Genomic DNA, 25,273 nt, shown 5'->3' on the forward strand with positions numbered 1-25,273 from the left:
GAGGAACTAGCGCCTACCTTTTCTATACATATCAAAACATACCAAAACAGCTGTTAAGTACCTATAAATAAGGGTTTTTTGATATATTGTAATTAAGTAAAAACAAGCTAATTATGTATAAATCAAGTCAATGTGGGGATTATGTGGGGATAATTTATTATCTTTAAAGTATTGAAAAACCTAATAGTTCCGTACCAATGGCAACAATAAACTACTTGATTAAAGGCGAAAAAAACGTGACTAATATACTTTTGCGTTTCAAAAATGGAAGAAAATTCGATTTAACAGCAACAACAGATTTGAAGGTAGAACCTAAAAGATGGAGTGCTGCAAAACAAAAAGTCAAACTTACAGCTGATGATACTACCAAGGATGAAGTCAATACTAAATTAACCGAATTAGAGAAATTCATTTTTGACGAATTCAATTCCGATAATAGCAAAGGAGAATTTATGGACAAGCATTGGTTAAAAAAGAAGATTGCTAATTTCTTTAATAGACCTATTGATGATGCAGCTGTAGACCAGGTGTTTTTTATTCCTTTCATTGAAACCTTTATAAAAAATGCTCCCACAAGGATAATTAAAGGCAAAAACAAAGTCATAGCTAAAGGAACTATCACAAAATACACAACAACACAACACAAGCTAGAAGAGTTCGAAAATCGCTTTAAAACAAAGCTAAAATTCACAGACTTAGACTTAACATTCTATGACAAATTTGTCAATTATCTTTCCCAAGAACAAAATATAAATTTAGGAACGATAGGAAACTATATCGGAACCTTAAAAACAATTGCTAGAGATGCAAAATTGAAAGGTTTACCGGTGCATCCACATATTGAACATCCAAACTTTTTTGTTCCTAAAGTGACAGCTGATAGCATTTACTTAAATGATACAGAAATCAATAAAATATTCAATCACGATTTTGAAGGAGTAGAACGATTAGAAAACACCAGAGATTTATTTATAATTGGATTACGTACAGGATTGAGAATCTCTGATTTTTTAAGATTAAAAGATGCTAACATCAAAAACGGTTACATTGAAATTGAAACCCAAAAAACAGGTCAAACGGTTACTATTCCGCTACACAATCAAGTCAAAGCAATTTTAGAAAAAAGACAGGGATTTCCTAGAACTATTTCTGACCAAAAGTTTAACGAGCATGTAAAAGATTTGTGTGAAGTTGCAGGATTTACAGACAAAGTTCAAGGTTCCAAAATTAATAAGGATACGAAAAGAAAAGAAGAAGGAATGTATCATAAATGGGAATTAGTAACCTCGCATATTTGCCGCCGTTCCTTTGCTACCAACTTGTATGGCAAATTAGACAATTTGACTATTATGGCTATTACTGGGCATCAAACAGAGACACAATTTTTAAAATACATCAAAATTACAAATACGGAGAAAGCTGATAAACTTAAAGAGTACTGGAACAAACAAAATGAAGAGCAAGATATTGAAGAGAAAAAAATGAAAGTAGTAAAGTAAGATAAAGTTTATTATATTTAAACTTTATAACGACAATTTATGGACGAAACTTACTTCGAAAGCTTTTTAAAACTCATAGACAATAATTTAATTTTAAAGAAATCTACTGCGATTGGCGTAATGGTTGATTTAAAATATTATCTAACAGAAATCAAATCAGAAGTACTGTTAGAATTGCAAACCAAAGGCGAAAGTAAAAATGATTACTTAGATTATTTAATCAACGAAGTTGAAAAACAAGATTATGTAAAAGAAGCTGACATATCTTATATTCAAAAATACTTAGACCAGTACAATATTTCAATTAGTGAAATTAGAGACATGAAATTCATGCAAAATCTAATTGTATCTAAAATTGATAGGCATTACAATGACATGGTTCCTTTCTCACATGAAAAAGACGAAGCATTTTTAATTCAAACCGACTTCTTAAATTACTTCTGTAAATATTATGCCGACGAATTAATTACATTTTTAAAATTAAAAAAAACAAATAACACAACACACAAAGTACCTCATCCACAAATTACCAAACCATTCAAAGGCGATTTTTTAAACGCATTTATAAAGGAAATAAGCAACGAAAGAGAGATCTATCAAAGTACATTTATTCAATGCTATGATTTTGGAATAAAAGCATACACTGATTATCTAAAAAGCGAAATAAAAGAAAACCTCTTAATCTTACCAGCCGAAAAGATAAATCCATATTTAGACTTTATTGAAGATAAAATTTCTTCAACACCATATTTTACTACCAATCCAAATATCATCGACAAATGGATTACTAAATACAATGCAACTACTTTAGAATTCCCATTTCTTGAGAATAAAGAAATAAATTTTTTTATAACTAAATCTATCAATTTTCACCTCTGGAATGATGAAGATAGATCCCTAATGGAAGATATTCAAATAGATTTCTACTGTTATGCTGCAATGGTGGAAGCAAAAAAAATAACCGACTTTTTAAATAGCAAAAAAATAAATCAGGCTACGATGGTAAATAAAGTTGAAATAAGTAACAATACTGAAAACACAAATCAATTAACAGTTAATCAAGCAGTGATACTATTAGACAAATTAGGCTTGTTTAATTCACCTAAAATTGAAAACATGCCAAATACTAAAAAAGCAATATTGGTTAGTCAATTAATAGGTAAAAACGAGAAGAATATAAAAACTGCAATCGAAAAACTTGAATTAAAACAATCTGAATTAGGCGCTGGTTATCAAAGAGATTTAGATAAAGTTCAGCAACTTTTAAACAACTTGGAGTAACCTCTGGAGTACCCTTTGGAGTTACTCCAACAATAAAAAACGAGAAACCTCTCCTTTTCTTTGTACCAACAATAACGATAAATAAGTTAAACATGGAACAAAGTAAAATGACACAAGTATTCGGAGTTTCGCCCGACGAATTAAAAGAAAGCATCTTAACTGATGTAAGAGCAGAAATTAAATCGCTAGCTCTAAATTTCCAACCCATTACACCCACAGAATACCTAACACGTCAAGAGGTATCAGAGATCCTAAAAGTGTCTTTGGTTACGCTATCTGATTGGAACAAAAAGAAAATACTCCACCCCTATCGCCTTGGTAATCTTATCAGATACAAACGTGCCGAAATAGAATTAGCGCTAATAAGTATTAATCCTAAAAAAGCCTAACGATGAGCCATCCATTTCAAGAGAGTTTAAAAAACATCGAACAAAGATTAGTAGAACTAAGTAAAATAGTTACCAGTAGACAGTCACAATATACAGAGGATATGTTTATTGATAATGACGAATTTCAGCGTTTAATGAAAATCAGTCCTGGTACTGCAACCAATTGGAGAGAACAAGGACTAATTGCTTACAGTCAAATCAATAACAAGATTTATTATAAAATGAAAGACGTAAACAAACTGCTAGACGATAATTATCGTCCGTTTAAAAAAAAATAGCAATTGTTACTCACATATCAGTTCCTATCGAAATGTTTATTGATGCTCAAAAGTTTGGATATTCTAAAGAATTACAGTTTTTTCTTTTATTAAAATTACTTTTTAGGCAAGGTAAAGCGAAGCTTAACAACGACGATTTGATATTTATAGAATACATCGAACAAATTAAATTAAGACGAACAACAAACAATTACATTAAGCGATTACTAGAGTTAAATTTCATCAGCCACAATGCAAAGACAGGTTATTACAGTATTAATTCATTCGACAAAATAAGACAATTTCATGATTGGAAAGTGCGACTAGCATTTCCTATTGATCTATCCAACTATAACAAAATACAAGCAGTTACAGGAGCAGTGATTTATGGTTACCTTCATAAGGACTTTTGGAGGTATGTAAAAAGAGAGAAAAGCGTACAAATAAAAGGGAGTACCTATCATTTTCTATCCAATACATTCAACTATAAAAAACAATTAGCTCCTGTTTCTGTTATTGGAGTGAATAAAATATTCAATATTTCTATTGCTACAGCATCACGATTAAAAACAGCTGCATACAACGAAAAATTCATAAAATTAAAAAAGAACTTTGGCGATGCAATTCCAGATAAACAACTGATGAAATTAGTGTTACAATACAATGATAGCCCAAATAATATCGTATTTAACAAGGGAGAATACCGTTTGCAGTTAATTGATACCGTTTGCCCTCTTTTCTATTTCATAAAGCGAACAAACCTGAAAACATAAAATAAAGGGATACTTAAGGGAAATAAATAAAAAATAACAAATAGACTTAAGATAAAGATTACTATTTTTAGACTTTCAAATAATATTATGATTTTGCCCAATGACAAAAATAAATACACGTAAAGCCTTAAATCCAGCATATAGAAAACATAAGCCATTAAGAAATGATGTAACTACTTTTATTCAAAAACTAAACGAATGTATTGCAGCAATAAAACTAAGTGATGAGAACGGTGAAAGCGAAGAACATATAAAATCGCACTTCAAAGATTTCTTTACCAATACTTTTTATAGAGACAACTACATCAATACGAAAGATAGAATTGATTTAGCTATTTATTTAGACAATACAGCAAAGTCAGATATTGGTGTAATTATAGAAGCAAAAAAACCAAGTAATAAAGCCGAGTTTATTTCAGAAAACAACCTAAATAAAAAAGCATTACAAGAATTACTTTTATATTACTTACGCGAACGTTTAGATGGCAAAAACAACAATATAAAACACTTAATAGCTACAAATGGTTACGAATGGTTTTTGTTTAAAGCAGAAGATTTTTACAACTATTTTTATAAGAATAAAGCTTTAATAAAAGAATACGAAGCATTTAGAGACGGTTTAAAAGACACCACAAAAAATGAATTGTTTTATACTGAAATTGCTAAAAAGTATATTGAAGAAGTAAAAAAGGAATTACCTTTTGTACATTTAGATTTCAGTACGGTAAACCTAAACGCATTAGACGATAATAAACTAAACACATACTTTAAAATATTTTCTAATGTTCATTTACTAGGACATAGCTTTGGAAACGACAGTAACCAATTAAACAAAAACTTCTACCACGAATTATTGCATATTATAGGCTTAGAAGAAGTAGCAGATGGTGGTAAAAAAGTAATACAACGTAAAGATAACAAAACAAGAGATTACGCTTCATTGCTAGAAAATACCATTTTCACATTAGAAGATAGAGATTATTTACGCAATGTAAAATCAGTAGAAAACACAATCGATAAAGCCTTTAATGTTGGTTTAGAATTATGTTTAACATGGATCAATAGAATATTATTTTTAAAATTATTGGAGTCGCAATTAGCTACCTACCACAATAACGCCAAGGAATATCGATTTTTAAACTCAGATTTTAATGATGGGTTTGATGCTTTGAACAATTTATTCTTTTCAGCATTAGCAAAAAAAGTTGATGAAAGACATCCCAAATATGCTGATAAATTCAAATACATACCGTATTTAAATAGTTCGTTATTTGAAAGAAATGAATTAGAAAACGAAACCTTTGAAATTTCAGCATTGAATAATGATGAAATGAAAGTATTTCCTAGTACGATATTAAAAGACAGTAATGGTAAACGTTTCAAAGGCAAACTTAAAACTTTAGATTATTTATTTAAATTTTTAGATGCTTATGATTTTGCAACCGATGGAACAGAAGGAATAGTTGAAGGGCAAGAAACAAAAACCTTAATCAATGCTTCAGTTTTAGGATTAATATTCGAAAAAATAAACGGTTATAAAGATGGATCTTTTTATACACCAGCATACATTACCATGTATATGTGTAAAGAAACTATTCGAAGAGCAGTGGCACAAAAATTTAAAGAACAAGAAAACGATACCATTGAAAACTTTGACGATGTAAAAGCCTATTCTTCACGATTCTTTAAAGCCGATGATTCGAAACGATTCAATACTCTTATAAACAGTTTACGTATTTGCGACCCAGCTGTAGGTTCAGGTCACTTTTTAGTATCAGCGCTTAATGAGTTAATTGTTATTAAAAACGAATTAGGTATTTTAATAGACGAAAAAGGAATACCATTACGTGTAGATATACAAATAGATAACGACGAATTATACATATCAGATGCTAACGGAAATTTATTTGAATACAACCCAAACGATGCCGAAAGTACACGCATACAAAAAACCTTATTCGAAGAAAAACAAACCCTTATAGAAAACTGTTTATTTGGTGTAGATATTAACCCCAACTCTGTTAAAATATGTCGTTTACGTTTATGGATAGAGTTATTAAAAAATGCATACTATAACCAAACTGCCATATCGAGTTTGTCACCTCGAGCGGAGTCGAGAGGCGAGCTACTTGCTTTACAAACTTTACCAAATATTGATATTAACATTAAATGTGGTAACTCTTTAATAAGCCGTTTCGATTTGCAAGACGATTTAAAAGATGCCTTTAAAGGTAAAGATGTCAAATACAATTTTACCGACTATAAAAAAGCCGTAAACGATTATAAAAACTCTAACAGTAAAGAAGAAAAATACCAAGTATTAGAAATAATAAACGAAGTAAAAAATAACTTTAAAAGTACACTAGACAATAAATTTATCGACAAAGTATCTAAAGCTGTGGGTACTTATGAAAACGAAAAACAACGGCTGGATAATTTAGCACTTTTTGGCGAAAAAATTAAAAAAGCCGAAAAAGACAAACTTAAAAAGTTAAAAGCCGATGCCGATACCTTTGCACAAGAAAAAGAAGATACCATAAACAATGCTATTTATAACAATGCTTTTGAGTGGCGTTTTGAATTTCCTGAAGTGTTGGATGATAAAGGTAATTATTTAGGTTTTGATGCAATAATTGGAAACCCTCCTTATATCGACGCTAAAAAATTAGCTGCAATAAGTTCATATTTAAAAGAAAATTATAAAGTATATTACAGTAGTTCCGATTTAAGTAGTTACTTTTTTGAATTAGGATTAAATGTTTTAAAAAGTAATGGTTTATTCTCATACATAAATACTAATAAATTCTTTAGAACGGAATATGGTAAACCTTTACGAGAATTTATTTCAGACAATAAAATTTATTCAATAATTAACTTTGAACAGGTTCCAATATTTGATGAAGCTTTAGTTTCTAGTTTAATTATTGTGTTAGAGAAAAATAAAAATAAAGAAGATTTTAGTTTTGTTGAATTTAATAAAGAAAAGTCTCCAACACATGAATTTGAAAATTTAATTAAAGAGAGAAATAAAGTAATTTTAAAAAATGATATTGATTCTGATAGTTGGAATTTTTCAAATCAAAAAGAAAACATATTACTAAAAAAACTATTTTTAAATAGTAGTAAAATTAAGGACATAAATACTATTGATATAAAAAGAGGTGTAACAACAGGGTTTGATCCAGCATTTATTATAGACAATGATATTAAATCAACTTTAAATTTATCAGACGATATCAAACCTTTAATAAAAGGGGCAAATATTAAAAAGTACTTTCTAACTAAAACGAATTTAAATTTAATTTTTACTAAAAGAGGTTATGATATTGAATCTAATCAATCAATTAAAGATTATTTACAAAGATTTTATAAAGATTTAAAGCCTAAAGAAAATAATGATAAAAGAGGAAGAAAGCCTGGTAAATACGAATGGTTTGAAATTCAAGATAATATTGCATATTTCCAAAATTTTGATAAGAATAAAATTGTATGGCCTTTAACAGCAGCTAATTGGGGTTTTGCATTAGATTATGATAAACATTATTTATCAAGTGGAGGTTTTATGTTAGTATCAGAAGATTTACACCTTAATTATATTTTAGCAGTATTAAACTCAAATTTAATGAAGTTCTTATTTTCAAAAATAGGTGTTATGACAGCAGGTGGTGCATATACTTTAAAGAAAGCTACAATTGATGAATTTCCACTTAAAGAAATTGAAGTAATTCAACAACAACCATTCATAGACAAAGTAGACCAAATATTAGCCTTAAAACAAGACAACCCAGAAGCAGATACCACAACCCTAGAAAAAGAAATAGATGCAATGGTGTATACTCTGTATGGCTTAACAGAGGAAGAAATTAATATTGTAGAGAATAGTTAATATATGAGTAGAATTGATGCTTTTGAAAATCCTTTTGAAAATTTATTTAATCTTTCAAAAGATGACATTACCTCGTTAACAATAAAAGAAAATAACGATAAAAACAATTGTTACTTACAAGACACGTCTGGCACTTTGTATGGTGGATTTATTATAAATGAATTAAAAACGACTAAAACTATTTGCAAAGTATCATTTTATAAATCAAGTGATTCTAATAATTACTTACCACGAATTGAATTTAGAAAAGTAAATAATAAAGGGGAAACAAAAAAACCTATAAAAGAAGATATAATAATTAAATTTTCAGAAAGTGAAGAAGTAAAAAACTTTTGGACTCTAATAAACTTTTTAGATGGATTTAAAGAAATTGTAGACACTGGAGATTTTCAAAAAAAGTATAAAGCAGTTAGTTTTGATAATTACATTTTAGAATTTAAAAACAAATCTGAAGAAGAAAAAATAAATGAATTAATACAACTTACTGAAAGCACTAAATTATCAAATGAAGATATTAAAGTTATCTTAAGTAATCATAGAAAAAAGGCAGTATTTGGTTTTTATTGTTTGTTAAAAAATTATAATGTTCAAAGTCAAAATCCTTTTGAATATTTTAGAACTAAACGTAATATTTCACAAAAAGGTGAAGAAGTTATATGGCATCATTTTTTAAAAGAAAATGATTGGATTATTGGATTGAATGTAGATATTAAATTTATTAGAGATTTTCTATCAGAACAAAAAGTAGGAGAAGAGAATTCCATAGGTTCAGGTAGTCCAAAGGTTGATTTACTTGGGATATCCTATTTCACAACATTAATTGAATTAAAAACTTCTAAAACAAAAATATTTAAAGAAAATAAAACAAATAAATCTCGAGCTAATACTTGGGATTTTTCCCCTGAATTTATTGAGGCATATAGTCAAACATTAGCACAAAGAACAGAAATAAGCTCTGGCAAAGATTTTATAGATGAAAGTAGAAATATTTTGGATACAAAAAAATATAGAATTTTAGATCCTAAGTCAGTACTAATAATTGGAAACAGAAATTTAGAATTTCCTCATAGTAGAAACCTAGACAATGAATATAAAACAGATTGTTTTGAAAGACTTAGACGAGATATTAGAAATTTAGATATTATTACGTACGATGAATTGTTTGAAAGAGCATTTCATATAGTTTATAACACAAAACTTCCTGATGATTGGTATACAATTGATGAACATATTTTTATTAAAGATATTTTAAAATTATAAAATAACATTATTAAACACATACATAACAATATGGATCAAAACGAGCAAAATATCATTATTTACAACACACAAGATGGTAAATCAGCCGTAAGTTTATATTCTAAAGATGGTACTATTTGGATGAACCAAAACCAATTAGCAGAACTTTTTGACACCTCTAAACAAAACATAGGGCAACACATAGCTAACATACTAGAAGAAAAAGAGTTACAAGAGATTTCAGTTGTAAAGAATTACTTTACAACTGCCACAGATGGTAAAAATTACGAAGTTACTTTTTATGCCCTAGACATGATCTTAGCAATTGGGTTTAGAGTGCGAAGTAAAAGAGGTACACAATTTAGAATTTGGGCAAATCAAAACCTCAAAGAATATATGATTAAAGGATTTGTCATGGATGACGAACGTTTAAAAAATCCAGACGGCAGACCCGATTATTTTGACGAACTACTCGCACGCATAAGGGATGTTCGTGCTTCTGAAAAACGATTCTATCAAAAAGTAAGAGACTTATTGGCACTAAGTAGCGATTACGACCCCACAGACAAAGCAACGCAAATGTTTTTTGCAGAAACACAAAACAAATTACTGTATGCCGTAACTAATCAAACAGCTGCCGAAATTATAGTATCAAGAGCCAATGCACAGCAACCCAACATGGCACTAACTTCATGGAAAGGTAATGTAGTAAGAAAACAAGATATTATCACTGCAAAAAATTACCTCACCCAAGACGAAATAGATTCTTTAAACCGCTTGGTAGTTATCTTTTTAGAAACAGCAGAACTAAGGGTAAAAGACAAAAAAGATATTCCTATCTCTTTTTGGCAACAAAATATTGACAAGCTATTAGCATTTAACGACAAACCAGTCCTAAAAGGAAAAGGTGCAATATCCAACCTGCAAATGGAGCAACAAGTACACGAAATCTATACACAATTCGACCAAAACAGAAAAGCACAAGATGCCAAAGAAGCAGATAGAATAGATTTAAAAACGCTTGAAAATACAATAAAAAAACAAAAAAATGATTCTCTACAATAACACTTCAGGTCAATTAAACCAAGTAAAAGAAAAGCCATTTAAGCTAGAAAGAGAAATTCAATCTATTTTTGAAAACAATCTTCAAGACGTAATGAGTTTGCAATTAGTAAAGTCAGAATTTGCAATAAAAAACAAACGTATAGATTCTCTAGCTTACGACAAACAAACAAATGCATTTATCATTATTGAGTACAAAAGAGACAAGAACTACAGTGTAGTAGACCAAGGTTTAACGTATCTTAATTTAATGCTTCAAAACAAAGCAGAATTCATACTTACCTACAACGAAACATTAAAAGACACTTTACATAGTAAAGATGTAGATTGGTCACAATCAAGAGTAGCTTTTGTTTCTCCAAGCTTTACAGAAAATCAAATTTCAGCAAGTGATTTTAAAGATTTTGGTATAGAATTATGGGAGGTGAAACAATTTGAAAATAATACTATAAGTATCAATAGCATTAAAAAGAGTAGTGGAGCACCAAGTATAAAACCACTTTTAGAAAATAGTGAGAAACTTAAAGAGGTAAAAGAAAACATAAAAGTATATACAGAGGAAGACCATTATAATAACGGTTCAGATACTTCAATTGAATTATACGAAAAGTTTAAAGCTGCAATAATAAATCTTGCTGATGGGATAGAAATTATTCCTCAAAAATTCTACATAGCTTTCAAAAAAGGCAGTAATATTTCGGATATTGAAATGCAAAAGAAAGGGTTAAAGGTATTTATAAATGCCAAAATAGGAGCATTAGACGACCCTAAAGGATTATCAAAAGATGTTTCAAACATTGGCCATAGAGGAAATGGGGATTATCAAATTCAAATAGAAAATGATAAGGATTTAGAGTATATAATGAGCTTGATAAAACAAGTTATTAAGTAATTCTAAATAGTCTAACTGAAAAAATACTGTGATAATTTAGACTGAATGATAAAGGCTCGTAACAAAAAGTATTATTTTTTTCATTGGTTTTTTATTTATTTTTTTATTTGAAAAATATTAAAACACTAATAATCAATTATTTAATTTTAAAATATGTCTGTTTGTTATTTTTTTTGATGCTTGTCTGTTTTTAAAGTATTAAAAGATAAGGGCAGTGTGACACAATTGTAAAAAATGACTTTAATTAATAACAATCAGTACGATAATTACTTATTACAAATACTTAAAAAGAAAAAATTTCAAGTAAGTAAAGAACTGTGTGATTTGCTTTCTGAAAAATTTAATGTAACAAATGTCTATTCTCGTCAGATTATTAAACGTGTTGTTGCTAAAGGCCTTGTAAAATCATCTTCACCAATGACTTTTGGAAAAGGTCAGTTTGTTTACTTTCTTCCAGGACAAAAACTGACAAAAGATGTTATAAAAGAAATTGCAAAAATATATAGACCGCCATTATATAGATTAATTGAAAGTTTAGATATAAACGATGGAATCATATCCTATTATGAAGCATTAAAAATTACAGCGTCACCTCTAATAAGAACAGGTGCTAAAATTGATTTACTCGATGACTTAATTGAAGTTTTAAAAAACGGCGATTTTGTTTATTTGGCTAAAGACGCAAATGATGTTAAATACATATTATTACAAACGGTAAAAGAAACGGAAGAGAAATTAATTAAAACGCATTTTTCGAAATTGCTTATCGATTCTCTTTTTGTGAAAGATATTATAGATTGGTTAGCAAAATCAAATCTTATTACATCTTTAAATAATAGATTCAGAAATAAAATAACTCCATCCTTGGGAGCAGTTCATAACAATCTTTTGTGGGACGCTTTCGGTTACACAAAAGCAACAGGATTAAACCCTGTAACAGCCAATGGAGCTAAAACTATAGAAAAGCAAACTTTAGTTGTGGTTGATATTTTATTGTCGAGAGATTACAATCAAATAGATTTAGATGGCTTTTTAAGCAGAATACAAATTAATTTAAATTCAGTTACAACCGGTACACGTAAAATTATACCAATAGTTATATATCGAAGTTGCTCTTCATATATTTTAAGCACTTTAAGATCTTTGGGCTTTCTATGTTACGATATAGGTTCAATTTATGGCTCAAATATTTTTTCAATATTAGAAAATGTTTCTAAACTCCAGCTTAATAAAAAATTTCTAGAAAATGAGGACTTTGAGAAAACAATAGAAGACACTTTAAAAACAATAAAGGATTCTGGGCAAGAAGTTCAGTTGGGTGCTTTAAAAGGTACATTGTTTGAAGTAATGATGTATCAAGTTTTGAAACACCAATATCCTAGCGCTGATATAAATCCAAACGTTTATCACTCGAAAACCTTCACTAATAAAGATACTCAAAAGGTAGAAAAGGAAAGGTATGAGTATGATTATGTAATAAGATCTTCTAATCCTAAAGAGATAATAGTTATCGAGTTAAAAGGGTATCATTCGGCACATCAAATACCATTAGGTAAATATGACACTAAATATACTTTAAAATGGTTTTTTAACCGAACATTACCATTTATTAAGGATAAATATCAAGTAGACATTGATAATGGATATGCTTTTAAAGCCGTTTATATAACTTCTAGTATGTTTGAACCTGAAGCAATAGCACATTTAATAGAATTAAATAAAGGTACTTTTAAACCCAAAAGGCTTGATGTTTTTTATGACAGAGAGAAGTTACTTGAATTAATTGAAGAAAATGATTTTAAATCGCTAAAAGATATAATTGATAAATATTATTTATAATGACAGAAAAATCAATTATAGCAATTCTCAATGGATTAAATAGAAATCCCAATTATAGAAACTGCATTAGATGTTGAATTAGTGATAGTTTAAGTTTTAACATTGTATTTGTAACTTTATTGAAAATAATACGTTAAATTGGTATCTACAAAATACCTTTGTTTAGGTGCTTTATATTTATTTTTTTTATCTAAAGTAAATAGTATACTTTTACCAACGTAATAAAACCATAGTTAACATGACAACAAAAGAACATAAAGATTATATTGAAGAACTTAGAAAGTATTCTTCAAACCTTTTAAAGTCTGAAAATGATGTAAAGAAGTTTTTTGTTGATGCTGGTATTCACACTGAAACTGGTAGATTAACTAAGGTTTATTCATCTTCAGAACCAGTTAATATTGGTTATAAACAAGACTCGAAAAACACTTCAAAAAAGTAGTCTATGTATTCTAGGCGTACTGGTTTAATTTTAGGTTTTCATGGTTGTGACAAAGAAATTAGAGACAGAATAGTTTCTGAAAAAGGATTCATATTGAAACCTAGTGAAAATATTTATGACTGGCTTGGGAATGGAGTTTATTTTTGGGAAAACAATCATGAACGTGCTTTGAAATTTGCTCAAGAGTTAATGGAGAATCCTCCTAAGGGAAAAGAAAATTTAATTAAAGAACCTGCTGTATTAGGGGTAATAATTGATTTAGGTTATTGTTTAGATTTAATGGATTCTAAATTTTTAGAAATATTAAAAATCTCCTATAATTTTCTTTGTAAATCACATCAAGATTACGATACTAAATTACCAGTTAATGTAAGAAATGAAAAAGGTGAATTATTAAGGAGAAATTTGGATTGTGCAGTTATACAATCGGTTCATGAATTAAATAAAAAAATGAACAAACCTGATTATGATTCCGTTAGGGGTGTTTTTTTTGAGGGAGATGATTTGTATGCAAATGCAGGTTTTAAAGAGAAAAATCACATTCAAATAGCGATAAGAAATCAAAACTGCATAAAAGGTTTTTTTATACCAAGAGATTTCAAGGATAAATAACGTGCAATCAAGCGGTCTCTCTTCGGTCGTTCCCTTTGTTCCGTTCGGCTGTTACAGTCGGTCAACCTTATATTTCCATAAGAACATTTTCGGTAAATAAGCAATTAAGTTATTCTATTCAATAGTTAGGTTTCCCTCCATTCCACAGACACGGCGCAGTCACAATAAAACAGCAGCTTGAAAATAAGCATCTGTTTTATTGCACTGCTTGTTCCTCATCTTCACACGGTCTCTTCCTGCGTTCGGTCGGGCTTATGCATCCACAATACCGCTTCATTACGTTACACTCCGCAAGCTACGTTTCACTTCATTCCAGCAGTATTATGTCTGCCGCCCTATATTTTTTCAGCGGTTGCTCCTTCGCACAGCCATCGGGGTTGGCTCGCTCTACAATCTGCATTTAAGTACATTTAGTGCAAAGAGATGATTATATTTTCTTTTAAACTTTAATGATAAAAGGTCGCTATGCCCTAAATCATGGAACGCCAAAGGCTATCTTATATTTTTTCCCCGCCGTTACACGCTCATATCCGCTACGTTTCGCTCCGTGCCTACGCTCAACTCTCGCGTTTATGGCGGCTGTTCGATTGCCGCAACCCCGCCACTGCGCTCCTCATACATTCCGCTATAATTCCGCTACCGCTACATTTTAGCTCCATTCCTTGCGGTGCTTGGGGGTGTTTGATTGCCGATTCCAAAAGAAACATCTCAAAAGGAGTATAAACAAGAAACATCCTGCTACAAAAAAAATAAATAAAAAGAAAGTAAAGGTCTGCTACGGTTTCAAATAGTAAAGTTCAAGCCCTACGGGTTTTTGAAAAAATCTCCACCCTTACATTTTCAATTCATAATCCGAATTTACAAACACGATTAAAATAAGCAAGAACAGTTGGGTAGTATTTTTTCAAAAAAACTTGACTTTATTTGAAACCTTCTCAGTAAGGGCGACTTTCTTTTTTTTCTTTTTCTTTTGAAGTAGAATATATAGTAATTAAAGAAATAAATTATTTAAAATAAGTTTATATTTTAGCATAAAATTTTAATAATAAAAATGATACTATTAAAGCCTAATAATGTTTCTGGTGAAATATTAAATTTACTAGATGAAGCTAATGAAAAAGTAATAATTGTTTCTCCATATTGTAAATTCGATAAATGGTATAAGTTGGTTAAAAAACTAAAGGATTTAAAAAATAGAAATATTGAAGTTGAATTTTATATAAGAGATAATGAGCCAGATTCATATAAGCAAGTAGTGAACATAGGTATTACACCTATATGTATTCCAAACTTGCATGCTAAATTATATTTGAATGAAAAATACGGAATTGTAACATCAATGAATTTACTTTTAAGTTCTGAAATAAATTCCTTAGAGTTAGGTTATAAAACAGAGTCAAAAATAGAATTTGGAGAATTATTAAGTTTCTATGAAACCTATTTACTGAAAGAAAAAATAAAAGAATCTATTGATATTGATTGGAAAACTAGCTTATATAATAAGTTAATTGATATATTTTCATTTAATAGTGTAGAAGCGTTTCAAGATGATGAAAGTATCTCTTTTAAAATTGGATCCAACAATTATGATTTTTTTATCTCAAACCAAAGAGGTAAAAACAAGCTAAGAATGTCTGCTATTATTTCAGGTATTGAATATGAATATTCAATGTCAATCCAAAATGAATTGGATAGTGATTTTTTACAATATGAGATTATCAAGGGTAGAGATAGGCATTATGATTCTTTATGGGCAACTCTTGATTATGATTTAAAAGTCAATAATATTAATAATTTACATGAAGTAGAATCCGATAAAGTAATAAATGCAGTAATTGATTTTATAAGTCAGACTCAAGAAATAAAGGATTATTGTTATACAAATCGTAAGCAATTGTCAAATGGAAGAGGGTTTTAAAATGCCAAAAAATAACAAATACTAACAAATAAAGCCTAGTCTCGCGACTAGGCTTTACTATGAAAAGGATAACTAAATTACAATCCACTTACTTGTACCAATGCTAAAGGATTAAAAGAGCCATTTTTCAATGGATACATACTACCATTTACTTCTTGGAAGAATTCTATTCCTAAAGCAAGAAATAATGGTTTTGTGCTTGCAGGGGTAACGTTATTTGTTTGATTAATTGTAGCAGTTCCATTGAAATCCCAAGGTAAAATAAAAGTTTCAGAAGTTGAAGAAACAAAAGTTTCTGCTTCAAAATCTACTTCAGCTCCTGCAGAGGTAATTTTAAAATGCGTTGTTCCACTTGGGGCAGCAATCATATTTGCAGGAACAAATGAATCGATACTAACGGATATAGCTCCAGAAGTTCTGTCAATATTCGCTGTATATGGAGCAAACAGGCTAGTTCCTAATTTACCTCTAATATTAAATTCAAAACCAGTAAGTAATTCGGCTTCTCCATCAATAACATTTCTTAAACCTCTTTCACTTGTTGTGTCGGCTTGTATAACCTTTACCATGGATTGTGTAAGTCGACTTACTACTCTGCCATCTGACGAATTTAATAACAACGTTCTTAAAGCTGTTCTTAAAGTTTTTCCTGCTTTTCCTGCTCTACCAAATTCAGAACCATTTTCACGTGTTCTTTGAAATGCAGGATCGTTTTTAATTCTGTTGGCATCAATTCCGCCTTTTTCACGTGCTAAATGCCCGTCTTTAGTTTTGTAAAAAGTAATATCCCCGATAGTACCTTTCAATTTGATAATCCCATTCTGTCTTGCCATAATTCGAAAAAATTTATGTTGTTAATTATTTAAAATTGTATCAATATTTATTTCTTTTTTAAGATTTAAAATATTGATATTAAAGTAAATATAGGATGGTTTTATCATGTTTATATGGTAGTACGATGCATTACGGCACATTAAGACACAAACGGCAACAAACGACTAAGATGTCTCTAATAGCTCAACATATAATTGTAATTTGGAGCTTTAAAGCAAAGTTCTTTCTAATTAATTTAAAACTTTTTTCAGAATGGATTATAATGTTTTAACTATTACAAAGCCTAATCAAAGCCATAGATAGAGTATGAGAAGCCAGAATAAAAGATTGTGTATTTACCCGAAGGATATACAACGTATTACAGGGAAGAGTTATCGACAAAGTACTAGAATACTACAAAAGATAAGAAAGGAGCTTAGAAAGCTTGAAAACGAATTGGTATCGATTGAGGAATTCTGTCAATTCACAAGTTTAAAATTAGAACAAGTTGAATCTTTAATTATTGGGTAAATTAAAACACAAAAGCACAGCAAAACTTAAAGGGGAGTATCTTAAATTAGCTTTGGTACGGTAATTTATATTTCGATACTTTTTATTGGCCGCTTAGAAATAAGCGGTTTTTTTATCTATTGTATTTAAATCGACCCATTCGTAATCTTTCTTTAATTTGATAATCCGTCATATCATGTATTTCTAGAATACCTATTTCGTTTTCTTCCAAAGCTTGATGTTTTCGGAAATGGAAATAGGAATTAAAATAACCTGATTTTAAATATATTTCAATCCTTTGAGAAGTGCCTGTAAATTCATGTCTGATATCTTCAACATAAAAAACTTCTAATTGAATTTTTGCTTTTAAAAAAGGAATTGTAATGTTTTCTCCAATTCTTGGTAGATGGTTGATGTTTTTGAGTGTAAAAGAGGCATATGTTTTATTAAATTCTAGAAAGAAGAAGTATTCTTTATTATTAAATTCTAATGTTTTATTTGAATCATATTCAAATAATTCTTGATAGATATTTAAAAGCTGATTTCTAAGTTGATTTGTTTTTAATCCAGTTTTAGATTCAATCTCTTTTAAACTTGGTAAAGGGATATCATCATCATTATAATAATCTTTCTCGGTAAGGAAATTTATAAGGGTTGCGTATTCAGTATTGTTATTGAAAAGCATTTTCAATTGATCCTTGATTGAAAGTAAATCGATAAGGATTCTTTTTACGGATAATTTATGTGATTCCATTTTTATTTTAAAGTTAATAAAAAATAAAAAAAGATACTTGTGGGGATAATGTGGGGATATATTGTAAATAAAAAACCCTAACGCCTTTGTTTATAAGGGTTAGGGTAATTTTCCTGCGGAGAAAGAGGGATTCGAACCCCCGGACCTGTTACAGTCAACAGTTTTCAAGACTGCCGCATTCGACCGCTCTGCCATTTCTCCAGTCTGTCGCTATCATTGCTGATTGCGAGTGCAAATATAAGATGCTTTTTTGGTTTTTAAATCCTATTTTGATAAAAAATCAGACAATTTTTTATTTTATTTTTTAATTGTTTCATTCTCTTTTAATTAGCAATTAAAATAAAATTGAAAACAGCATCAATTTGCTCTAGTAGCTTACGTATTCTGTTATTTCAAGGCCGTAACCTATCATTCCTACACGTTTTCCTTGTTCAGTATTCGATACTAATCTAATTTTTGAAATGTCAATATCGTGTAAAATTTGAGCACCTATACCGTAGTCTTTACTGTCAATTATGATTTTTGGGGCTTTCATCTCTCCTTCGTTTTGTAATTCTTTCAACTCAGTCAATCGACTCAATAAATTTACAGATTGCATGTCTTGGTTGATAAAGATAACAGCGCCTTTTCCTTGCTCGTTGATCACCTTAAACATATCATCAAGCTGTTGGTCTGCATTGTTAGTCAAGGTACCTAATAAGTCATTGTTTACTTGGGACGAATTGATTCTGGTCAATATGGCTTCTCCTAAATTCCAAGTTCCTTTGGTTAAAGCAATATGGATTTGTTTGTTGGTTGTTTGCTCATAGGCTCTTAAACGAAATGTTCCAAAACGAGTCTGGATATCAAAATCATCTTTTTTAACAATCAAACTATCGTGTTGCATTCTATACGCCACAAGCGCTTCTATTGAAACCAATTTTAAGTCAAATTTTTTCGCCACCTCGACTAATTGAGGCAAACGTGCCATGCTACCATCTTCATTCATGATCTCGACAATCACTCCGGCCGATTTGAATCCAGCTAGTCTTGCAAAGTCAATTGCAGCTTCAGTATGACCTGTTCTTCTTAAAACACCCCCTTGTTTAGCAATCAAAGGAAATATATGTCCAGGACGTGCTAGATCGTGTGGTTTTGTATTGGGATTTATGAGGGACATAACGGTTTTGGCTCTGTCTCCAGCCGAAATTCCTGTAGTAACACCATTTCCTCTTAAGTCCACAGATACCGTAAAGGCTGTTTCCATTGGATCTGTATTGTTTGAAACCATGACGTGTAGTCCTAATTCTTTACAACGACTTTCTGTCAATGGAGCGCATATTAGTCCGCGTCCGTGAGTGGCCATGAAGTTAATCATTTCTGGAGTAACCATTTCGGCTGCTGCCAAGAAATCACCTTCGTTTTCTCTGTCTTCATCATCAACAACAATGATTATTTTTCCTTGACGAATGTCTTCAATCGCTTCTTCAATTGTGTTGAGTTGTATTTTATTTTCAGCCATTTTTGTATTTTTTTGCGGGAAGTAGTTTTTTAAATAATTTTTGTAGAGGGGTCAAAATAACATCCATATTGATTAAACCAATGTCATTTGTTGCTCTGTACGTAAGTAATAAAGCTAATGGAGTAAGAATAAAGGAGGACATCCAAGCGCCTAAAAAGGGAGATAATCCGTCCTCTTGGGCAATTCTTTTTCCAAAAGTGTTTATAAAGTGAAACGATATAAATATTAATACCGCAAAGATAATTGGAAGTCCAAGTCCTCCTTTTCTAATAATAGCGCCTAGTGGAGCACCTATAAAAAACATCATTAAACAGGCGTATGCAATTACAAATTTATCGTAAAAGGCAAGCAAATGATTGTTGATGTTTTTTTGTTTGTTTTCTAGGTTAACGCGGGTAGTGTCAATCGAGTAATTTGTACTTACTACATTGCTACTTGCAATCTTTAATATTTCTGACTTTTGATCATTGGCGTACAATGACAAGATGTTGTCTGGAAGTTTTTTGCTTTTTGGCTTCGCTTTCTCAGTATAGATATTGTTCTTGATAATTCCTGTTCTCTGATTGATGTTTTCTGAGTACGAAACTATTTCGGCTTTGAAATTTTTATGCAATGAGTCTAGTGTGTAGCTAAGCTCATTTAAAGTAAGCATGGTATTGGTGTTTGCAATATTGTTGTCATCTACGTCAACTTTATTCAATTGTGACAAGTCAATATTTAGCGTGTATCTTTTAAAACTGCTTTTCGCAAAAGGCAATTTGTTGCGGTCTTCGTATTTTTTCGGAATCAAATCTTCGTAATAATTCCCATCGTTTAGCACTAACTGCAATATACTTGATTTTTCGCTACTGATCAATTCTCCATCTTTGGCTTTGATAACAGTTTTACTGCCATCACCTACATTGGATTTTTTATGAATTGTAATTCCGGTTAAGGTGTTTCCATCCTTACCTGATTTTTTATTTACTTTAATATTATAAAACCCAACATCGCTAAACTGTCCTTCTGTAATGGCCATAGCAGGCTTTACTTGAGCAATATTTTTTCTGAAATTGATGAATTTGTATTCGGCAAACGGAATTACATTATTTGCGAAAAAAAACGCTACCACACTAAGTAGTAAAATAAATACAGTTAACCCTCGCATAGCGCGCTGCAGTGAAATCCCAGAAGACTTCATCGCGGCAAATTCGTAGTTTTCGGCTAGATTACCAAACGACATGATAGAAGCTAGTAAAATAGAAAGGGGGAGTACTAATGGAATTATTCGAGGCATCGAAAATAAAAGAAATTTTATAACTAATGCAAAGTCTAAATCCTTACCTGCTAGCTCAGCTATAAATAGCCAAACGGTTTGAAGTATGAATATAAAAAACAAGATTACAAATACCGTAGCAAATGTAATCAAGAATGTTTTTAATAAGTATTTGTCGAGAATTTTCACCTAAATGATCTAATCTAATTTATTGATGTAGTAATTTGGATATTTACTTTGTGCAAATGTAAATTGATTTTTTGACAAAGGTTGGTTGGTTTTAAAAGAATTAACGGTTAATGTTGTTTTTGTTCCTTTTTTACCCACTTCAATCAAATTATAAATGTGTTTTGTTTGCACATCGATTCCCAAAAGAATTTCTTTTCTTTGATCTCTACTGCTAGTTGGAACTAATTTGATGTATTGAATTTTTCTTCCTCTTATATCTTGTACAGCATCCATATAGTATTTGTAACCACTATTAAAAAATGTTAACATTTTTGAAGGTGTAACGGCATTATCATCTTTCTCGTTAACACTTGAAATAGTAACCTCTTCATCTTCGGGAACAATTGTATATGTTTTTTTTCCGTCAAATATTTTGGTAATACCCATAAAATTCAACACGTACTGGTTGCCTTTCATGGTTACATTCCCTTTACTATCTTGATTGATGTTTTCTTTGGCGTTATTTAACGAATATTTAAAATCAATTACAATATTATTATAACTTTTTACTTTTGATGTTACTTGATTTAAAAGGTTTTTTGCCTTTTGGTCTTGTGCTTGAATCGAAAAGCTGAAAAGAATAATAAATGCAATTTGAATAAATTTTTTCATAATTTTAATTGTTTTGTTCATTGTTAAAAAATTGATCAAGAGAACTCATGTCTAGGATGTTTACACTACGTGCTTTACTACCTTCAAAGGAACCTACAATTCCAGCAGCTTCGAGTTGATCAATTAATCGTCCGGCTCTGTTGTAACCCAATTTTAGTTTTCTTTGTAACAATGAAGCGGAGCCTTGTTGCGCATTCACAATAATTTCGGCCGCTTCTCTAAACAAAGTATCTCTTTCGGAAATATCTACATCAAGATTAATGCCACTTTCTTCTCCCACAAACTCTGGAAGTAAATAAGCAGTCGCGTATGCCTTTTGTGAACCTATAAAATCTGTGATTTTTTCTACTTCGGGAGTATCGATAAAGGCACATTGTACACGTACCACATCATTTCCGTTGGTGTACAATAAATCTCCGCGTCCTATCAATTGATCAGCTCCTTGAGTGTCAAGGATAGTTCTTGAGTCAATCTTTGATGTTACTCTAAAAGCGATTCGGGCAGGAAAATTCGCTTTAATCAAACCGGTGATTACATTTACCGATGGTCTTTGTGTTGCAATAATTAAATGGATTCCAATAGCACGGGCTAATTGTGCCAAACGAGCAATAGGAACTTCTACTTCTTTTCCTGCGGTCATGATCAAATCGGCAAACTCATCGACTACTAGAATAATGTAAGGTAGAAAACGGTGTCCATTTTCAGGATTTAATTTTCGAGCCTTAAATTTATCATTGTACTCTTTTATATTACGCACCATAGCATCTTTTAATAAAGAGTAACGGTTGTCCATTTCTACGCAAAGTGAATTCAAGGTATTGACTACCTTGGCATTGTCTGTGATGATAGCGTCTTCGGTATCAGGTAGTTTTGCTAGATAATGTCTTTCAATTTTATTGAATAAAGTAAGCTCTACTTTTTTCGGGTCCACCAAGACAAACTTTACTTCGGCTGGATGTTTTTTGTATAATAATGAAGTAAGAACAGCGTTCAATCCTACTGATTTTCCTTGTCCTGTAGCACCTGCCATCAATAAGTGAGGCATTTTGGCTAGATCGACAACAAATGTTTCGTTAGAGATTGTTTTTCCAAGAGCGATAGGCAATTCCATTTCGGCTTCTTGAAATTTGGCTGAGCCAATAACACTTTTCATTGAAACCATGGTAGGATTCTTGTTTGGAACTTCAATACCTATTGTTCCTTTTCCTGGGATAGGAGCAATGATACGAATTCCTAAGGCCGAAAGTGATAGTGCAATATCGTCCTCAAGATTCTTGATTTTTGATATTCTAATACCTGCTTCGGGTACAATTTCATACAAAGTTACCGATGGTCCTACGGTTGCTTTAATTTGTGCAATCTCAATTTTGTAATTGCGCAGGGTTTCTACAATTCGGTTTTTATTTTCTTCTAATTCTTCCTGATTGATGGTAATTCCGCCAGTTGAATATTCTTTTAATAAATCTATTGTTGGGTATTTGTAATTCGATAAATCTAAAGTTGGGTCAAATAATCCAAAATCAGACACAAGTCGGGAAGCTAGATTTTCAGTAACTAAATCTTCCTCTGGTGCTGTTTCAACAACAAAGGTATCTGTTGGTGCTTCAACAATCGGTTTGATTGGTGGTGGAGTTGTTTTTACAACTGGATCCAAATTAATTTCAGAAGAATGTGAAATCGTAGGTTTCATCGATTCTTTATTGATTTCAAATTGAGAAGGTTTTGGTTTTAATTGAATGTTCTCCAATTCTTTATCTTCGTCAATAGCAAATTCTTCTAGATTGTAAGCTGCATCACCGCTGGTTGCAGTTGCGGTATTCAAGTCGGTTTTGATTTCCTTTTTAGTATTTTCAAAAACCGACATGATTTTTTCAGGAGACAATTTCATTTTGAAAATCACATATATGATCAATCCAAAAAGTAAGGTTAATAAGGTTCCTGTTTTTCCAATGTAATCTTGCAAAAATAAATTCAACTCATATCCTACAGTTCCGCCCAATTCTGGTAAAGAAGTGGCAAAGAATCCTAGTAATACTGATACAATGATTAAGGCAAATAAATCCCAAAACCATATTCCTTTTAATTTTTTTGGCGATATACCTACGATGAAGTAAACACCTGTCAAGAAAAATAAACGGACAAATAGGAAAGAAGCCAACCCAAAACCCCTATAAACGATTAAATCAGCTAGGTAGGCGCCAAATTTCCCTAACCAGTTTTGAACTTCCTCAGAGCGATCTGTAAATTCAGATACTGCACTTTGGTCTTCTTGTCCGTGGAGGTAAAAGGAAATAAAAGCCACTAGCAAAGCAACTGAAAATAAGATCAGTAAACTACCCAAAACAATTTTGTGTTGTTTTGTTAATTCCCATGATTTTTCAACACCTACTTTTGATTTACTCTTTTTGTCTAAAGGTTCTTTTTTTGTTGTTTTTGCCATTATGGGTTGTCTTATGCCTATAAAAATCTAGGCATGTATATGATTAAACCGATTATTATTGCTGTGATTGCTGCAAAGAATACAGCACCGGCAGCGATATCTTTGATAAATCCAATTCTCTCATGATAATTAGGATGTATAAAGTCGGCTATTTTTTCTACAGCGGTATTCAATCCTTCGATACTCATTACTAAACCAATGGCCATGGTTTGAAAAAGCCATTCAGTCGATGTGATATTGAAGTAAAATCCAGTAATACTTAACAAGATTCCAAGGGAAAATTGTACCATTATACTGTGTTCCGTGGTAATTAATTTTACAGCTCCTTTAAAAGCATACGTCACGCTTTTTAATCTTCCGGTAAAGAAAGTATTGTCTTTTTGAAACTCCATTAATTTTTAATTAAAGTACTGCAAGCGCAGCTTCATAATTAGGTTCGTCAGCAATTTCACCTACTTGCTCTGTGTGAAGGATGGTTCCATCAACATCAGTTACAATAAGAACTCTAGAGTGTAATCCAGCCAATGGGCCATCAACAATTTCTAAACCATTTGTTTTACCAAAGTCACCTCCGTTAAAATCAGATAAGTTTACTACATTTTCGATTCCTTCAGCTCCACAAAAACGTTTTTGAGCAAAGGGTAAATCTCTAGAAATACATAACACAGCTGTGTTGTCTAATTTTGCTGCAGATTCATTGAATTTTCTAACTGAGGCAGCACATGTTCCAGTATCAATACTTGGAAAAATATTTAAAACTAATTTTTTCCCTGCAAAACTTCCTAATGAAGCTACTGATAGGTCATTTTGGATTAATTTGAAATTAGCTAATTTAGTTCCTACTTTTGGTAACTCTCCTGATGTATTTATTGGATTTCCTCCTAATGTAATTGAAGCCATTTTTATAGTTTTTTGTTAAGGTTCAAAAGTATGAAATTTATTTAAGATTCGTGTGCGAACTCTTAAGATTTTAGAACTTTTGCAATCTGTTGTATCTGAATGTCTTTTGTATACAAATTGTTTTAAACAAAAAAAAACGCACTCATTTCGAATTGCGTTTCTTGATTATTT

Annotated in this window: 21 protein-coding genes and 1 tRNA gene; 13 read left to right on the forward strand and 9 right to left on the reverse strand. The window is 30.8% G+C overall.

All coding sequences use genetic code 11. The features are described 5' to 3' along the window. Positions 1-197 precede the first annotated feature (197 nt). The 13 genes from H8R24_RS02185 to H8R24_RS02245 all read left to right on the forward strand — a co-directional run bounded on the left by H8R24_RS02185 (position 198) and on the right by H8R24_RS02245 (position 16,089). Entirely contained in the window at positions 198-1,499 is a 1,302-nt protein-coding gene (locus H8R24_RS02185; RefSeq protein WP_187017027.1) for a site-specific integrase, read from the forward strand. A 39-nt stretch (positions 1,500-1,538) separates the two neighbouring features. After that, complete coding sequence (locus tag H8R24_RS02190) at positions 1,539-2,780, forward strand: hypothetical protein (protein ID WP_187017026.1); 1,242 nt, start codon at positions 1,539-1,541, stop codon at positions 2,778-2,780. Between the two features lie 92 nt (positions 2,781-2,872). Beyond that, complete coding sequence (locus H8R24_RS02195; RefSeq protein WP_187017025.1) at positions 2,873-3,169, forward strand: helix-turn-helix domain-containing protein; 297 nt, start codon at positions 2,873-2,875, stop codon at positions 3,167-3,169. A gap of 2 nt (positions 3,170-3,171) precedes the next feature. Beyond that, positions 3,172-3,447 carry a helix-turn-helix domain-containing protein gene (locus H8R24_RS02200; protein ID WP_187017024.1) on the forward strand — a complete coding sequence of 92 codons (276 nt, stop codon included), beginning with the start codon at positions 3,172-3,174 and terminating at the stop codon, positions 3,445-3,447. 137 nt (positions 3,448-3,584) lie between these two features. Beyond that, the gene (locus H8R24_RS02205) at positions 3,585-4,199 is read left to right on the forward strand and encodes a hypothetical protein (protein ID WP_187017023.1); all 615 of its coding nucleotides are present in this window, start codon (positions 3,585-3,587) and stop codon (positions 4,197-4,199) included. Positions 4,200-4,299: 100 nt separating this feature from the next. Next, complete coding sequence (locus H8R24_RS02210) at positions 4,300-8,085, forward strand: type IIG restriction enzyme/methyltransferase (RefSeq protein WP_187017022.1); 3,786 nt, start codon at positions 4,300-4,302, stop codon at positions 8,083-8,085. A 3-nt stretch (positions 8,086-8,088) separates the two neighbouring features. Next, positions 8,089-9,345 carry a Shedu anti-phage system protein SduA domain-containing protein gene (locus H8R24_RS02215; RefSeq protein ID WP_187017021.1) on the forward strand — a complete coding sequence of 419 codons (1,257 nt, stop codon included), beginning with the start codon at positions 8,089-8,091 and terminating at the stop codon, positions 9,343-9,345. Between the two features lie 30 nt (positions 9,346-9,375). Beyond that, the gene (locus H8R24_RS02220; RefSeq protein ID WP_187017020.1) at positions 9,376-10,389 is read left to right on the forward strand and encodes a virulence RhuM family protein; all 1,014 of its coding nucleotides are present in this window, start codon (positions 9,376-9,378) and stop codon (positions 10,387-10,389) included. After that, positions 10,373-11,278, forward strand: a complete 906-nt coding sequence (locus H8R24_RS02225) for a DUF5655 domain-containing protein (RefSeq protein WP_187017019.1) — start codon at positions 10,373-10,375, stop codon at positions 11,276-11,278. Before H8R24_RS02220 ends, H8R24_RS02225 begins: the two co-directional genes overlap by 17 nt. 234 nt (positions 11,279-11,512) lie before the next feature. Beyond that, entirely contained in the window at positions 11,513-13,117 is a 1,605-nt protein-coding gene (locus H8R24_RS02230) for a hypothetical protein (RefSeq protein ID WP_187017018.1), read from the forward strand. 238 nt (positions 13,118-13,355) lie between these two features. Further along, entirely contained in the window at positions 13,356-13,559 is a 204-nt protein-coding gene (locus H8R24_RS02235; protein ID WP_187017017.1) for a hypothetical protein, read from the forward strand. Between the two features lie 3 nt (positions 13,560-13,562). Continuing rightward, positions 13,563-14,171 carry a hypothetical protein gene (locus H8R24_RS02240; RefSeq protein ID WP_187017016.1) on the forward strand — a complete coding sequence of 203 codons (609 nt, stop codon included), beginning with the start codon at positions 13,563-13,565 and terminating at the stop codon, positions 14,169-14,171. Between the two features lie 1,051 nt (positions 14,172-15,222). Continuing rightward, positions 15,223-16,089 carry a phospholipase D-like domain-containing protein gene (locus H8R24_RS02245; RefSeq protein WP_187017015.1) on the forward strand — a complete coding sequence of 289 codons (867 nt, stop codon included), beginning with the start codon at positions 15,223-15,225 and terminating at the stop codon, positions 16,087-16,089. A 77-nt stretch (positions 16,090-16,166) separates the two neighbouring features. On the opposite strand, the gene H8R24_RS02250 is transcribed toward H8R24_RS02245, so the two are convergent. The 9 genes from H8R24_RS02250 to tpx form a co-directional block, all read right to left on the reverse strand. Then, positions 16,167-16,922 (reverse strand): hypothetical protein, encoded by a 756-nt coding sequence (locus H8R24_RS02250; RefSeq protein WP_187017014.1) that lies wholly within the window; start codon positions 16,920-16,922, stop codon positions 16,167-16,169. Between the two features lie 623 nt (positions 16,923-17,545). Then, positions 17,546-18,166, reverse strand: a complete 621-nt coding sequence (locus H8R24_RS02255; RefSeq protein ID WP_187017013.1) for a hypothetical protein — start codon at positions 18,164-18,166, stop codon at positions 17,546-17,548. A gap of 116 nt (positions 18,167-18,282) precedes the next feature. Further along, a tRNA-Ser gene (locus H8R24_RS02260) sits at positions 18,283-18,367 on the reverse strand. Between the two features lie 166 nt (positions 18,368-18,533). Next, entirely contained in the window at positions 18,534-19,667 is a 1,134-nt protein-coding gene (gene ribB, locus H8R24_RS02265) for a 3,4-dihydroxy-2-butanone-4-phosphate synthase (protein WP_187017012.1), read from the reverse strand. Beyond that, complete coding sequence (locus tag H8R24_RS02270; RefSeq protein ID WP_187017011.1) at positions 19,660-21,111, reverse strand: LptF/LptG family permease; 1,452 nt, start codon at positions 21,109-21,111, stop codon at positions 19,660-19,662. The genes ribB and H8R24_RS02270 overlap by 8 nt, the downstream gene beginning before the upstream one ends. 9 nt (positions 21,112-21,120) lie before the next feature. Beyond that, the gene (locus H8R24_RS02275; RefSeq protein ID WP_187017010.1) at positions 21,121-21,762 is read right to left on the reverse strand and encodes a LolA family protein; all 642 of its coding nucleotides are present in this window, start codon (positions 21,760-21,762) and stop codon (positions 21,121-21,123) included. 4 nt (positions 21,763-21,766) lie between these two features. Next, positions 21,767-24,202, reverse strand: a complete 2,436-nt coding sequence (locus tag H8R24_RS02280; RefSeq protein ID WP_187017009.1) for a DNA translocase FtsK — start codon at positions 24,200-24,202, stop codon at positions 21,767-21,769. 17 nt (positions 24,203-24,219) lie between these two features. Next, positions 24,220-24,594, reverse strand: a complete 375-nt coding sequence (locus H8R24_RS02285) for a diacylglycerol kinase family protein (protein WP_187017008.1) — start codon at positions 24,592-24,594, stop codon at positions 24,220-24,222. A 10-nt stretch (positions 24,595-24,604) separates the two neighbouring features. Then, positions 24,605-25,102, reverse strand: coding sequence for a thiol peroxidase (tpx, locus tag H8R24_RS02290; protein WP_187017007.1), 498 nt, complete (start codon positions 25,100-25,102; stop codon positions 24,605-24,607). Between the last annotated feature and the right edge of the window lie 171 nt (positions 25,103-25,273).

Origin of the sequence: Flavobacterium muglaense, assembly GCF_014305155.1 — a bacterium.
In the GTDB taxonomy this organism is placed as follows: Bacteria; Bacteroidota; Bacteroidia; order Flavobacteriales; family Flavobacteriaceae; genus Flavobacterium; species Flavobacterium muglaense.

What these genes read in the sequence shown, in the direction of transcription:
- H8R24_RS02250 (WP_187017014.1), bottom strand. Translation starts at nt 16,922, where the DNA reads ATGGCAAGACAGAATGGGATTATCAAATTGAAAGGTACTATCGGGGAT.
- H8R24_RS02190 (WP_187017026.1), top strand. Translation starts at nt 1,539, where the DNA reads ATGGACGAAACTTACTTCGAAAGCTTTTTAAAACTCATAGACAATAAT.
- H8R24_RS02210 (WP_187017022.1), top strand. Translation starts at nt 4,300, where the DNA reads ATGACAAAAATAAATACACGTAAAGCCTTAAATCCAGCATATAGAAAA.
- H8R24_RS02200 (WP_187017024.1), top strand. Translation starts at nt 3,172, where the DNA reads ATGAGCCATCCATTTCAAGAGAGTTTAAAAAACATCGAACAAAGATTA.
- ribB (WP_187017012.1), bottom strand. Translation starts at nt 19,667, where the DNA reads ATGGCTGAAAATAAAATACAACTCAACACAATTGAAGAAGCGATTGAA.
- H8R24_RS02215 (WP_187017021.1), top strand. Translation starts at nt 8,089, where the DNA reads ATGAGTAGAATTGATGCTTTTGAAAATCCTTTTGAAAATTTATTTAAT.
- H8R24_RS02245 (WP_187017015.1), top strand. Translation starts at nt 15,223, where the DNA reads ATGATACTATTAAAGCCTAATAATGTTTCTGGTGAAATATTAAATTTA.
- H8R24_RS02275 (WP_187017010.1), bottom strand. Translation starts at nt 21,762, where the DNA reads ATGAAAAAATTTATTCAAATTGCATTTATTATTCTTTTCAGCTTTTCG.
- H8R24_RS02285 (WP_187017008.1), bottom strand. Translation starts at nt 24,594, where the DNA reads ATGGAGTTTCAAAAAGACAATACTTTCTTTACCGGAAGATTAAAAAGC.
- H8R24_RS02235 (WP_187017017.1), top strand. Translation starts at nt 13,356, where the DNA reads ATGACAACAAAAGAACATAAAGATTATATTGAAGAACTTAGAAAGTAT.
- H8R24_RS02240 (WP_187017016.1), top strand. Translation starts at nt 13,563, where the DNA reads ATGTATTCTAGGCGTACTGGTTTAATTTTAGGTTTTCATGGTTGTGAC.
- H8R24_RS02185 (WP_187017027.1), top strand. Translation starts at nt 198, where the DNA reads ATGGCAACAATAAACTACTTGATTAAAGGCGAAAAAAACGTGACTAAT.
- H8R24_RS02230 (WP_187017018.1), top strand. Translation starts at nt 11,513, where the DNA reads ATGACTTTAATTAATAACAATCAGTACGATAATTACTTATTACAAATA.
- H8R24_RS02195 (WP_187017025.1), top strand. Translation starts at nt 2,873, where the DNA reads ATGGAACAAAGTAAAATGACACAAGTATTCGGAGTTTCGCCCGACGAA.
- H8R24_RS02280 (WP_187017009.1), bottom strand. Translation starts at nt 24,202, where the DNA reads ATGGCAAAAACAACAAAAAAAGAACCTTTAGACAAAAAGAGTAAATCA.
- H8R24_RS02255 (WP_187017013.1), bottom strand. Translation starts at nt 18,166, where the DNA reads ATGGAATCACATAAATTATCCGTAAAAAGAATCCTTATCGATTTACTT.
- tpx (WP_187017007.1), bottom strand. Translation starts at nt 25,102, where the DNA reads ATGGCTTCAATTACATTAGGAGGAAATCCAATAAATACATCAGGAGAG.
- H8R24_RS02225 (WP_187017019.1), top strand. Translation starts at nt 10,373, where the DNA reads ATGATTCTCTACAATAACACTTCAGGTCAATTAAACCAAGTAAAAGAA.
- H8R24_RS02220 (WP_187017020.1), top strand. Translation starts at nt 9,376, where the DNA reads ATGGATCAAAACGAGCAAAATATCATTATTTACAACACACAAGATGGT.